The 13,968-nt window shown below is 39.8% G+C and carries 9 protein-coding genes; 5 read left to right on the forward strand and 4 right to left on the reverse strand.

All coding sequences use genetic code 11. The annotated features are described in order from the left end of the window. Positions 1-117: 117 nt before the first annotated feature. Positions 118-4,047 (forward strand): response regulator, encoded by a 3,930-nt coding sequence (locus ACGHEH_RS19865; RefSeq protein ID WP_390448967.1) that lies wholly within the window; start codon positions 118-120, stop codon positions 4,045-4,047. 42 nt (positions 4,048-4,089) lie between these two features. Further along, positions 4,090-4,968, forward strand: a complete 879-nt coding sequence (locus ACGHEH_RS19870; protein ID WP_390448970.1) for a bile acid:sodium symporter family protein — start codon at positions 4,090-4,092, stop codon at positions 4,966-4,968. Between the two features lie 26 nt (positions 4,969-4,994). On the opposite strand, the gene ACGHEH_RS19875 is transcribed toward ACGHEH_RS19870, so the two are convergent. From ACGHEH_RS19875 to ACGHEH_RS19890, 4 genes are all read right to left on the reverse strand, one after another. Then, positions 4,995-6,299 carry an MDR family MFS transporter gene (locus ACGHEH_RS19875; RefSeq protein WP_390448972.1) on the reverse strand — a complete coding sequence of 435 codons (1,305 nt, stop codon included), beginning with the start codon at positions 6,297-6,299 and terminating at the stop codon, positions 4,995-4,997. Between the two features lie 202 nt (positions 6,300-6,501). Beyond that, positions 6,502-7,695, reverse strand: a complete 1,194-nt coding sequence (locus ACGHEH_RS19880; RefSeq protein WP_390448975.1) for a CobW family GTP-binding protein — start codon at positions 7,693-7,695, stop codon at positions 6,502-6,504. A gap of 89 nt (positions 7,696-7,784) precedes the next feature. Continuing rightward, a complete protein-coding gene (gene nth, locus ACGHEH_RS19885) occupies positions 7,785-8,453 on the reverse strand; it encodes an endonuclease III (protein ID WP_390448978.1) in 669 nt (222 codons plus the stop codon). Between the two features lie 161 nt (positions 8,454-8,614). After that, entirely contained in the window at positions 8,615-10,723 is a 2,109-nt protein-coding gene (locus ACGHEH_RS19890) for a TonB-dependent receptor domain-containing protein (RefSeq protein WP_390448980.1), read from the reverse strand. Between the two features lie 131 nt (positions 10,724-10,854). Between ACGHEH_RS19890 and ACGHEH_RS19895 the strand changes: the two genes are divergently transcribed. The 3 genes from ACGHEH_RS19895 (at position 10,855) to ACGHEH_RS19905 (ending at position 13,964) form a co-directional block, all read left to right on the forward strand. Next, positions 10,855-11,835: a helix-turn-helix domain-containing protein gene (locus tag ACGHEH_RS19895; protein ID WP_390448983.1), complete on the forward strand. Its 981-nt coding sequence runs from the start codon at positions 10,855-10,857 to the stop codon at positions 11,833-11,835. A 99-nt stretch (positions 11,836-11,934) separates the two neighbouring features. Continuing rightward, complete coding sequence (locus ACGHEH_RS19900; protein WP_390448986.1) at positions 11,935-12,774, forward strand: AAA family ATPase; 840 nt, start codon at positions 11,935-11,937, stop codon at positions 12,772-12,774. A gap of 5 nt (positions 12,775-12,779) precedes the next feature. Beyond that, on the forward strand, positions 12,780-13,964 hold the full coding sequence (locus ACGHEH_RS19905) for a VWA domain-containing protein (protein WP_390448989.1): 1,185 nt from the start codon (positions 12,780-12,782) through the stop codon (positions 13,962-13,964). The last annotated feature ends 4 nt before the right edge of the window (positions 13,965-13,968 follow it).

Genomic DNA, 13,968 nt, shown 5'->3' on the forward strand with positions numbered 1-13,968 from the left:
TAAAAATAAATATAGGTCTATCCTGTAAATTACAGCAAATAAATTTATTGAATAATGCTTAACTTAAGAACCACATTCATCATTACATTTACAATAATGCTTCTTTCTGGGTTAGGTATGGGGTTAACAACCTACACCTCCCAAAGTAAGTTATCCGAGATCACTTTATTAAAAGAGCAGCTTTTTAAACTAAACAACCTCGCCAATGAGTTGAAAACCAGTTCAGATAAGCTCTCACAATTTGCTCGAAGCTACGCAAACACTAGAAATAAACGATGGTTAGATTTATTTGATTATGTTTTGCTATTACGTCAAGGCAAAGTTCCCCTTCCTGCTGAATACACTCTCGACTACTGGGATAAATTATCAGCTCCCAATATGCCCCTCCCTCAAATAGATAAAACTATCAAAGGCATAAGTATTATTGAGCGACTTGAAAATACCGGGATCAAACCAATAGAGCTTGCAAGATTACGTAATGCTTTAGCTAAATCTGATGCCCTAGTGAATCTAGAAAATCGAGCATTTAACGCAATGAAAGGCTTGAGGCAAGATGAATTTGGCAATTGGAATATTAAAGGTGACCCCGATTTTGCGTTAGCAAGGCAAATATTATTTAGTGATGACTACTTTACTGCTAAAGCCAATATCATGACAGAAATTGAACAAGCCTATCATAGTGTTGAGAGTCGCCTTAATAATCAAATGCATAAGTTAAAAGAAGAGTACGAAGTTGTTCACTTTGCTAATACGGTACTGATTGTCTTACTTGTGAGTAATATTATTATTTCTTTCTATTTGCTCTGGAGTTTATACATCAAGCCAGTTGCCACAATTCAAAAGCAAGTGGTGCAAAATGTAAAAGAGAAAAACCTCAATTTCAAACTCAATGAGTCTGTCAGGGGTGAGCTTTCTATATTCACTAAGTCTATGAATTTCTTATTAGAGAACATCTCTGAACAACTAAACTTTAATACCATCATGAAAGATTTTGGTATGGCTTTGAGGGGGAAGAAAGATCCCAAAGCATTGGGTGAAGAGCTTCTACAATTTTTAGAAAAGCGCTTGCCCATCCCCTTGATGGGCCTTTATGTCATCGAGAATAATAGCGTTCTCACCAGAGTAGCAGGTACAGGCTACTGTGCTTCAGCCCCAAAAAAATATGACAATAAAGACTGCATTCATTTTCATGTCGTAGAAACAAAAAAACCTTATAGACTGCGTTTCGGTGAGCATCAATACTCGATTGATTTGAATGGTGAACGCCTTGAAATAGACGAGATGCATTACTTCCCTCTCTTAGTCGGGCAACAAAGCATTGGCTTATTAGAACTTGGGTGCTTAGAAAGCATTAATAGTTCTGATTATAAATGGGTTAAATCTGTTATTCACGATTTGGCTATTAGTTTACAGTTAACACAAAATATTGAGCTGCAAGCCAAGGCTGAAAAACGTGTCAGTGAACAATTAGAGCTTAATAAGAAAATTCTAGATGCAATACCTAATCCCATGTATTACAAAGACAAAAAGGGAGAGTTTTTAGGCGTAAACAGTTCTTTTCATCGCTACTTTGGGACTTTTGACGCCGATGTACTCTCAGCTATGCCCTCTGATATCTTTTCTCCACATGTTGCCTGTATTTTTGAAGAATCTCACCAACGTTTAATCTCTAACGGTAGCAATCATAACTTTGAAATTATGATTGATGATGAGCAAGGCCACACCCGAAGCTTCGTCGTGTACGAAGCCAGTTTTACCGATGTTAATAACATCGCTGACGGCGGTGTGGGTCTGCTATTAGACGTAACCGAACGCAAACAGATGGAGCAAGAATTAATAGAAGCAAAAATCAAAGCCGATGAAATGAGCTCTGCAAAAGGAGAGTTTTTGGCGAACATGAGCCATGAAATCCGTACGCCTATGAATGCCATTATTGGTATGAGCCATTTAGCTTTAAAAACAGAACTAACAAAACAGCAATATAACTACATTAATAAAATAGATCTGGCTGCAAAGAATTTGCTGGGCATCATCAATGATGTTTTAGACTTTTCCAAAATTGAATCCGGCAAATTATCTCTAGAAGAAGTGCCATTTTCACTGCAAGAAGTACTAGATAATGTTGTTGCTATTAATATTATTAAAATCCAAGAAAAAGACTTAGAGCTGCTCATTGATATTGAGCCAGACACACCAATTAACTTAGTTGGTGATCCTCTACGCTTAGGGCAAATTCTTATTAATCTAGTCGGTAATGCAATTAAATTTACCGAAAAAGGAGAAATAAAAATCACTGTCAGCGCGAAGAAAAGTGGACAAAAGGTTGAGCTAGACTTTGCAGTGCAAGACAGCGGCATAGGTATGACGCCTGAGCAGCAAAAAAGGCTGTTTCAAGCTTTTTCACAAGCTGATGGTTCAATTACCCGTAAATATGGTGGAACTGGCCTTGGCTTAAGTATTTCTAAGCGCTTAGTAGAGCTTATGAAAGGCGAAATCACTATTTCTAGCACCCCAAATAAAGGCTCTCAATTTAGCTTTAACATTCTCTGTGAGATTCAAGGTGACAAAGCTTCAACGGTTACCTGCCCTGCGAGTATGCTAGAGGGAAAACAGGTGTTAGTTGTAGATGACAATGACAGTGCGCGTGATATTTTGGCAAACATTTTATGCACTATGAAATTCAATGTTCACCGAGCTAGCAGCGGTTTTGAAGCCCTTGAAATATTAGAAACAGAGCGAATCGAAATACTATTCATTGATTGGAAAATGCCTCAACTAGATGGCATTGAAACAATACATAAAATAAGAGCCAAATATATAGATCTCCCTCCAAAGTGCATTTTAGTCACCGCTCATGGTAGTGAAGTACACCTTGAACAATCATTGCAATGTGTAGATGCTTTAATGCTAAAACCAGTTGATGCTTCACAAGTAAATAATGTGCTTTCAGAGTGCTTTAACCTTCAACAACCTAACTATAAAAAACCGCCTCAAACACACAGTGAAACAAAATTGTTTAATCAAGAGCAAATTTTATTAGTTGAAGACAATGAAACTAATCAAGAAGTCGCTTCTGAAATGCTGCAACAGGCGAACCTAAAAGTCACAGTGGCTGATAATGGGCAGATAGCTTTAGATTTACTCTCAGAACAGACTTTTGATTTAGTGTTGATGGATATGCAGATGCCAGTGATGGATGGACTAACTGCGACGAAAGAAATTCGCAAACTAGAAAAATTTACAACACTCCCCATCATTGCAATGACTGCAAATGCGATGCAAGAGGATATAGATAAATGCTCTAATGCTGGTATGAATGGTCATATTGCAAAACCCATTAACTTTCAAACAATGATAAACACCATTCAAACCCATTTAAGTGCTGAGCTTCCCTTACTCTCTGTAACAACTGAAGAGGCACCTAGCGTTACTCTTGAAGAACCCAGTAATTTGGGGTTTCAATTTGAAGGGCTTGATCAACAACAAGGTATTGAACGCTTAGGAGGAAATAAAGAGGTATACTGGAAAATCTTGAAAAAATTCATTAATAAGCAAATTGAAGAAACCATCAATTTAAACCAAGCGCTCATGCTAGGTGATACAGAGTGCGCCCACCGTTTAGCCCATTCATTAAAAGGCTCTGCTGCAAACTTAGGTGCTCACTTTCTTGAGCAACGCGCGTTAGAAATCGAACACGCAGTGCATAACAATCAAGCCGTTAATAGTGATCAAATCAGTGAATTAACGGCATATTTAAGAGCACTTAATGAAGCGCTAACACTTGAAGAAAGTAATCAAAATGAAAGCTCTAGAGCAGAAGCTGAACTAGTAACTTTAGATAGAGCGCTTTTAGTTCAGCGCTTCAATACATTAAATGAAACATTGCAAGCATATGATGCCAGTTCGAAGAGTCACCTAAAGTCAATTGTCAAACTCAATATGCTACGAAAAGAGCAGTTATCGCCTATTGAAGCACATATTGATAATTTTGACTTCGAACAGGCAATTGAATCTCTTAATGCCTTAAGGCAGTCAATGAACTGCTAGCTTAAATTAATAAAACCGGCAATAACGGTACAAGGAGTATCTATGCCCACAATGCTAACCAGCATAGGTTTACCCGTCGCGCTGATCTTGATTATGATTGGTGTCGGCATGAGTTTGACCCGAGACGACTTTACTCGGGTTTTCAAACAGCCTAAGAGTTTTTTAATAGGTGCTGGTTGCCAAATGTTATTGCTTCCATTGGTCGCGATTGCCGTTATCGCTTTAACCGGCTTATCGGGCGAGTTAGCCATTGGCTTATTTATTTTATCTTTATGCCCTGGTGGCACAACCTCAAACCTATATAGCTACCTAGCAAAAGGCGATGTTGGTTTATCCGTTTCACTCACCGCGGTCATTGGTTTTATCACCCCATTTACTATCCCGTTTTTGGCCACTTGGGCAATCGCATTTTATGGTGAGCAAGCTCAAAATTTTCAATTACCTATAATAAGCACTTGGTTCAAACTTCTGGCAGTGACTGTATTCCCAGTTTTAATAGGTATGGGAATACGCACTAAATGGCCTGCTGTTGCGAACCGTGCGCAAAATTACGTAAGTTGGTTTTCTATTGCTGTTCTGACTCTGGTGATTTTAAGCATTTGCATTAAATTAGGCGACCAACTCATTGAGTTTATTAGACTAGCTGGACCTGCGGCTGTTTTACTCAATATCGTCACTATGTCGTTAGGTTACTTGATTGGTCAACAGCTATTACATAACGATGCTCAGTCGCGCACCATCACCCTTGAGGTTGGACTGCAAAACGGCACCCTAACATTGCTCATCACCAGTACCATTTTAGAGAACACGACGATGTCTATTGCACCAAGTATTTATAGCTTATTTATGTTTATCTCTGCAGGTTTATTTACTTACTTTGTCACCAAAAAGACAGGCTCAGTTATTGAAAACGGACAATGAGCCAATGCACATTGTCCGTCTAAACGTTAAGAATGCAGCTCCCTTTTCGTAGGCTCTGTAAAGTCTGGTCGAGGTAATTTTTCTAGTACATAATACAAGCCCATTACCACGACACACATAGCTGAACACAATACAAATAAACAAAAACCGCCAAATAGATCCAAAATAATACCGCCACCAAGGGGCGCAAAGGCAAAGCCAAAATCGTAAAACGCGGACGCGCCGAAATAAGCCCCCCTTAGATTATCCGGTGCAATGCGGTCTATGTGTACGTTCATGGTCGGGAATAAAATCGCCTCCGCTAAGCTCAGCACCACCACTGCACCTATCCAGCCCCAGAAAAAACTTGGCGCATTGAGTGCCATAAACACTTGTGAGCACATCAACAAAACTAAGCCAATTTGAATACGATGTATTAGTTCAACTTTAGCCATGATCCGCAATAACAGAAACTGGCAGGTGATGATCACCATTGCATTGGTAAATATCAGTGATGAGACTAGCTCCAATAATTGCGGAACACTCTCGCGCGTTAGGTATTGCACCAATGAGCTGTCCATTTGCCCGTAGATAAACAAACAGATGACATTTGCTAATATCAAACACTGAAGTAAGCGATCTTTAGCTAAAATAGCCAAAGTTTGCTTCATGCCGATGCTTTCTTTTTCTGGTTCATTATTCTCTAACTCTTTCGAGCATGTACTGTGACTCTCTGTATTTTTCTGTGACTTTTTATGATGAGACCTTTTATGGTGGGAAAAGCCCCACACTAGCAGCCCTAGTAAAAATGCGAAGGCGACTGTTGTGATATAAAAACTCGACTGCTGGCCGGTTAAACCCAACCAAACACCCGCAATTGGGCCAACCGCACAGCCCACATTAACGATAAAATACATACTCTGCATCGCCAGTTCACGAGTTTTGCTATCACCAATAATGTCACCGATGAGCGCCGAAGCCAGCGGTCGCCAAAGCGCCGTAGCAATCGAGCAAAGCGTGATCACAATGGCAAACATAGTGACGGTATCAGCTTCAGCCAATAAAGAAAAAGACACGATATAAAGCATGCCAGTGGCATACATCACCGTTTGTCGACCCAACTTGTCAGAAAGCGTACTGCCAATAAAGCTGACAAATACCGCCACTACAGCAGCCGTCGATAGGATCAGCCCGACCTCAGTCGCACTTAAGGCAAATTTATCGTACAGAATGACCGCCAAAAATGGCCATACCATAAAGAAACTCCCCCGAGTAATAAAGGAGCCAAAAAGTAATATCCACATCAGTAAAGGGAAATCCTTCACCCGTGAGAATGATAGTTCACTACTCATAACTGATTGTTCGCAAATAATAGTTAGCTTGACGCTGAAATTAACAAGAAGGGTTTTGTTGGGAAGCCCGAAGTATTCATAATGACGCTAATAAAAAATTTGTCACTATAAAATTAAAGGCTTTTTTAGGTTAAAAATGTAACCAGAAATGTATGCCTGTATACGTACCGTTTTATACAGGCAATTTTATTAAAAAGAGTTCTTATACTTGCGCTACTTTTTGTGGCCAAGGATCATCGAAGGTGCCGCCGTTTCGCCAAAAGTTCAATTCTTCATCGGTTAAAAAACAGTTTTTAAGTGCCTTAATAAAATCCGCCGCTTCTTCTTTTTGTCCAATCACGGTTAAACGACAACGTCTGTCTCCAAACCGGCTTTCTATCTTATCGACCTTATTTTTTAGAATATCATAGTGTTCTTGCGTAAAGTTTTGACTGTCATCATTGAGTATCGGCGCACGCCAAAAACCAACGACTTCTAACCCTACACTGCCATTACTTTGGCTCCACAGTAATGAAACATCATCGCGGGTCGGCAACCAAAAGAACCCCTTACTTCTAAATACCCCATGAGTCATATGATTATGGCAGGTTTCCCACAAGCGCATAGGATGAAAAGGCCTATCATCACGTAAGACTTTTGCAATCAGCTTTTGATTTTTTTTGCCTGAGAGTGTGAGTGGCGTATTCACCGTAGCACGTAATTCATTTGTAAGTTGAGACACTAAGTGGAAATTATAATCTTCAAAACTTTGGATATAATTTAAATCGACCTTACCCCATTGCGCACTAGAAATGGCAGCATAAGGGTTGATGGGGTGAATTGCTTGAGCGACGGTCGCAACCGCTTTATCGGTTAATTTATCTGTTTTGGTTAAAAATACATTATTAGAAAATAGAATTTGCTCAGCCAGAATGTTTTCGACCCCTCGCCTTTGTGCATTCATATTATCTTGCCATCTCGGCATCAATTCTTTACCAAAATTGTAGTCCTCTTTTAACCAAGTCGCATCAACCAATGTAATCACGCCTTTAAGCGCAAAATCCTTATTATCTTTAAAAAACTCTATCAGGGGTAAAGGATGGCTACTCCCCGATGTTTCAATAATGATCCATGGTGGCCTAGCCTCATTCTTGAGTGTTTTTAAAGCCATTTTGAGCTCTTTGAGCCCTTTGCTACTACTGACACTGTGGCCACTAATGGTTACAAAGTTGCCACTCTCACTACTGACTATTTCAGTGTTCATGATAAGTACACCATCAACATCTAACTCACTCATATCATTAACAACCACTCCCGGCACTTGCTGAGATTTATATGACTGGGACAGCAGGCTGCGCAAAAGTGTGGTTTTTCCTGAGCCAAGAAAACCATGCAAAATTGTGACTGGAATAGACATGACAACTCACCTTAAAAACAAAGATACAATATAACATACCAAAGATTGATTAAGGTGAGAAACTGAGTGCAAAGAAAGCTTTAATTAAATCAGGGCTTTTTGATTTTCTTCGGGTGCTTGCGGTTTGGATAACAAGTGGTGCAAATTGGGCACACTAAACCATGACAACTTCTTGCTTGGCAATGCTCGCGGGCATAGTAGATGATCTGCAAATGCAAGTCATTCCAAGTCTCTTTAGGAAATAAACGCTTTAAGTCTTTTTCAGTTTGCTCAACACTGCGACCATTAGTCAGACCCCAACGCTGCGCTAAACGATGTATATGAGTGTCGACTGGAAACGACGGAACACCGAATGCCTGAGCCATCACGACCCCTGCAGTTTTGTGACCCACGCCCGGCAGAGTTTCTAAAATAGCCATATCTTGCGGTACCACACCGCCATGTTGCTCAACTAATATTTCAGACAAACGTTTAATTGCTTTCGACTTTTGCGGAGATAAACCACAAGGACGAATAATAGCTTGAATGTCTTCAATACTTTGTAATGCCATATCAAACGGGTTATCAGCTAACTCCCATAATGCCGGCGTCACTTGGTTTACACGTTCATCGGTACATTGCGCCGACAGTAACACCGCCACCAGCAAGGTGTATGGGTCGTTATGATCTAAAGGAATTGGCGGGTTTGGATAGCGCTTTTGCAGTTCAGCCAAAATATAATCAACACGTTCTTGTTTTAATAAGTTTTTTACTTCCACCACTTGCTCTTTTTGTTGGCACAACGTGAGGGCATTATAAACTTTCAAATTACAACGTAAATCAAAAGAACAGGATTACAAGCAGCATGTATTCGCAGGAAGCTATGTGATTTAAAAAATAAAAGGCTGGCAAACAGCCAGCCTTTTTTAATTAAGCTATATTAGAACGAATAAGCAATAGTCGCTTTAATATTTCTACCCGGTTCATAGTCTTGTAAATAAAGCTCTTTAAACCTTGGATGGAAAGATAAACCTGTTCGAGATGATTGCGACGCGTAATATTCATCAAATAAGTTATCGACACCAAATATCACAGTAAGACCTTCAAGCTGCTCAGGCGCCCATTTTGCAGAGATATTATGTACCGTGTATCCATCTTTGCTGTTGTCCAAACTCGCACCGTCTAAATCAATACCGGCTTCAACATCTGAAACCGTTAATACTTCCCAGTTTAAAGCTAGATTAAGTGCAGATAACTCGTAATTAGCATGTGCACTGATTGTGCTACCTTGCTGCCTATCTAGGCGTGCTTTATCAAGATCTTTATACTGTGAAAATGCATCTAACTCACTTTCAGCATCTGAGAAAGTAATACCAAAACTGAGGGCATTCAGCTCATAGTTAATATATGCTTCATAGCCATCTACAGATAAATCACCAATATTATCTTTCCAACTGCGAACTTCTGAGCCCTCAGGTGGTGTTGCATAATCATAGATGTAATCATTAATTTGCGTATCAAATACAGTTGCACCCATTGATAACTCGCCTTCACCAACCTCAACTCTATATGCAAAAGAAAGCTCGACGTTCAAGCCTGTTTCAGCATTAATGTTAGCGTTAGCTAGGTCATCGCTTCCCGCACCTGTAAATACTTCAGCAATTTCTGGACCTTTAAATATTTCAGTACCGCTTAGTTTAAATAGTAAATCATTAGAGGCCTGGAATTCGAACGCTAGAGCAAATGACGTGTCTGTAAAGTCATCATCAATTAAGTTTGAATCTATGCTGTAGTTGTCATAACGTACACCTGGGATCACAGTAAACTGCTCATTCAACGCAATTCTGTCTTGTACAAAGAAAGACAAGGTTGTTGATTTTTCTTCCGAATTATTTGAACCAGCGTCACCTTTAGCTGTATATTTTGTGTCATGTTTTACATAGTCAAAACCATACGTCAGCTCTTGGTTTATTGCACCGTCTACAAAGGTTTCAGCTAATACATTAAAACCTGAATTGGTTGCTTCACCTGTCACTACACCAGCCCATCTTACAAAAGCAGGGTTTTCTGCCCACCCCATTTCGTTTCGCCATAATTCGCTTGTACTACTATAAATTGCGGCTTCAACTTGAGTCGTATTGGTACTAAGTTGATAATTAACAGTCGCGGTGTCACGAGTCAGTTTTGTAGGCCAAAGTAGTGGTACTTTTAATGCATTTGTGATGGCTAAATCCGTTGCAAGCCCCATATCTGGGCGATAGCTGTAGTTACCTTCATCAGTATATTGCTCATAACTGAACTGAATACGCTGGGCTTCAGTTAAATCTACACCAAACTTAATCAGTGCATCATCAATTTCACCCGCAAGACCTCTTACAGTGCCATCTGTACCAGGAAACACTTCGCCTTTTTCATTTAAGATTTTTCCGCCACCCACTTCGTAGTTGTCACGATCAACAAAGTTGTAATAAGCAAGAAAGTCAACATTATCGTTTATAAGCCCATAGCCCGTCAGAGAGTAGTTACTACCTGAATTATCACCTGCACTCACTTGAACGCGTCCACCAAATTGCTGTTCTTCATTTAGAAGATCTCTTGCTTGCTTAGTTTTGAATCGAACAGCACCACCCAGACCGCCATTTAAAACTGAGTTGCTACCCACTTCTATTTCTACTGATTGTAAAATATCGGCATGGATCTGTAAGTTACCCAAGTGATGGTACATATAGGTATTTTGACGAGCACCATCGATTGAAATATCTAAGTCCTTATCATCCATACTACGAATTGTAATACGCTGGTTTAATGAGTGAGCTCCCCCTACATCGACACCTGGAATAGTGCGTAGTAAGTCGCTTAAGTGGTCAGCTTGTTTGGTCGCAATGTTTTCCTTATTAAGGTACATTGATGACGCTTTTACGCCTGTGCTCCACACTGCAATCTGTTCAATCTCTTTGTCTTGATTTGAGTCTGCCATTACTGGCGAAGAAGAAAAAGCAACTGCAACAGCTGCTGCTAAAGAACACTGTGAAAAGCGTTGGAGTGACATTTAAGATCCTTAACAACTTAATGAGAATAATTCACATTACAATACCTGTTTACATGATAAAATTCCTCATTATCTGCTATGCAAAACTGTCATTTCATTATGCTTAACTGTCAAAAAATAAGATATACACCATGGGTTTAAAAGATAAAAAACACTCAAAACAGATACTTAAAAACAAAATTTTGCAAGCTGGGTATGACTTTTCTGCAATACAAGGAAGTGGACAAAGTTCGGATACCCTTCTATCGGGAGCATTAAATTTTAAACAGCTTGCGAATGGAATATCTTTTCACTTTGCTGATACATATGAATCGAGTAATACCGTGAGTAGCTGTGAAATTACAGACCTCATAAGCTTTAATATCTTATTTTCTGGTAAGTTATCATTCGCCATCAATGAACAAAAATACCATTTTGATGCAACCAAATCAGAAAGAGCTTTCATCAATGTAATAAATGGAAAACAAGCTTTTTCTCGTTTTCTTACCGTTGATAATTCGCTAAAAAAACTAAATTTAAGTATTAGTAAAGAGTGGCTAATTCAACGCTGCCTAAATGAACAAGAAAAACGATTTATTTCTTCATTATTCAAAAATAAGCATGCTGTATATGAATTAAAGTGCTCAGAATTATTAAAAGAGCAAGCATTGCAACTTTGTAGCAATGATTTTGATGATTCACTCAAAGCACTGCTAACCTTGGAAGCAAACGCAACTCTCTTTATTACAGAGCTACTCTCAATGTTAAAAAACAATGTTTCTAGCCATGTCAACAGTATTGAATTTCTTGTAGAAAAGCAGAAAAGAGAATTCGACAAAGAAGTGTTGCCCCTGATTCAAAGCGGTTTCACAGTAAAGCAAATTGCGAGTAAGCTCGGGACAAGTGAAAGTACAATGCAGCGTTATTTTAAGCAGCATTTTCAGATGAGTGTCTTAGAATTCATTAGAGAAAAAAGACTAGAGAAGGCAAGGCGTATGCTAGTTATAGAGCGCAAAAGTATCGGGGAGGCTGCTTATTATAGCGGCTACAAACATGTCTCTAATTTTGTTACCGCATTCAAAAAGCAATTTACAGTTACACCCAGTGAACTGCTCAAACAGCATAAATTATAAAACCTTGAAGATTCCTTGAGCTAAATTCACGTCGCTTTTATATGCAAAGCACTTATGGCAGACTTACAGGTCTGATCTCTTAGAAAAATAGGCAACGTCTTGCAATTTACGGGTACTGAAAACTATATCGCATCTGACTCTCTTAAACTTGCAGTAAATGCGGCAATCACACTAGAAAAACCATTACTAATTAAAGGTGAGCCAGGTACAGGTAAAACTATGCTTGCTGAAGAGCTGGCAAAAGCACTTGATACTGAGCTTATTCAGTGGCACATCAAATCAACGACCAAAGCACAGCAAGGCCTTTATGAGTATGACGCTGTATCACGTTTACGTGATAGCCAACTTGGCGATGACCGCGTTCATGACATCAGTAACTACATAGTGAAAGGTAAGTTGTGGCAGGCATTTACTGCTGAAAAACGCCCTATTCTGCTTATAGATGAAATCGACAAAGCTGACATTGAATTCCCCAATGACCTGCTTTTAGAACTCGATAAAATGGAATTCTATGTTTATGAAACACAAGAAGTTGTTAAAGCCAAGCAGCGTCCGATTGTGATTATCACATCTAACAATGAAAAAGAGTTGCCGGACGCCTTTCTTCGCCGCTGTTTCTTCCACTACATCAACTTCCCAACACCTGAAGAAATGGCCAGCATCATTGATGTACACCACCCAAATATCAAACAAGAGTTGGTACAAACGGCACTGGGCGTGTTCTTCAACTTACGCGAAGTAAATGGCTTACGTAAAAAGCCATCGACCAGTGAATTAATCGATTGGCTGAAATTATTATTGGCCGAAGACATCGATGCCAAAACATTGCACGATAAAACGCACAAAGGCGGATTAATGCCATTATTTGGCGCACTGCTTAAAAACGAGCAAGATGTCAGCCTGTTAGAAAAGTTAGCATTTATGGCCAAGCGTGGTTAACCCCCATGCTTATCGACTTTTTCTTTACCCTAAAAAAGTATCGCGTAAAGGCCAGCTTGCGCGAACTACTCGATTTAATTAACGCCTTAAAGCAACAAGTGGTGCTTGCCGACATTGACGGCTTTTATGAGCTTGCCAAATTGTGCTTAGTCAAAGACGAAACCCAATTCGATAAATTCGACCGCGCCTTTTCAGAGTATTTTGAAGGCGTTGAAAGCATCGATATTTTTAGTCAGTTACAACAGCATAACTTGCCCAGTGATTGGCTAAGAAAAGAGTTTGAAAAGCGACTTAGTGAAGAAGAAAAAGCGCAACTTAAATCACTCGGTGGCTTAGATAAATTGATGGAAACCCTTGCCGAGCGTTTGAAAGAACAGCAAAAGCGTCATGCTGGCGGCAACAAATGGGTGGGCACAGGTGGCACTTCTCCTTTTGGTGCCTACGGCTATAACCCTGAAGGAATTCGCATAGGTCAAGACGGCAACCGTAATCGTCGCGCTGTAAAAGTGTGGGACAAACGTCAGTTTAAAAATCTCGACCAAGATGCCGATATCAGCTCTCGTACCATGAAGCTGGCACTCAAAAAGCTGCGAAAATTTGCCCGCAGTGGCGAAAGTGATGAGCTCGATTTAAACCGCACCATCGAAGCCACCGCTAAACAAGGTGGTATGCTCGACGTAAGAATGCAGCCACAGCGTCATAATGCTGTCAAAGTGCTGATGTTTTTTGATATCGGCGGCTCGATGGACGATTACATTCATACTTGTGAAGAGTTATTCAGCGCCGCACATAGTGAGTTTAAGCATTTAGAGTTTTTCTACTTTCATAACTGCCTTTATGAATACGTTTGGCAAGACAATGAACGCCGCTTACAAAATGCGCTTGACACCATGACAGTGATCAATCGCTTCGGCTCAGATTACAAGGTGATTTTTGTCGGTGATGCCACTATGGGTCCTTATGAAATCAAATATTCTGGTGGCAGTGTTGAGCATTGGAATGAAGAACCTGGCAGCGCGTGGTTAGAACGCATCACCAATCACTTTGACAATGTAGTTTGGCTAAACCCACAGCCAGTGGATTATTGGCGTTACTATCATTCTATCGATATCATTTATGAATTGATGGATAAACGTATGTATCCATTGACGTTAGATGGTATTGAACAGGCTATTAAAGCACTAGGTTAAACCT

Origin of the sequence: Pseudoalteromonas sp. MTN2-4 (genome assembly GCF_042848605.1) — a bacterium.
In the GTDB taxonomy this organism is placed as follows: Bacteria; Pseudomonadota; Gammaproteobacteria; order Enterobacterales; family Alteromonadaceae; genus Pseudoalteromonas.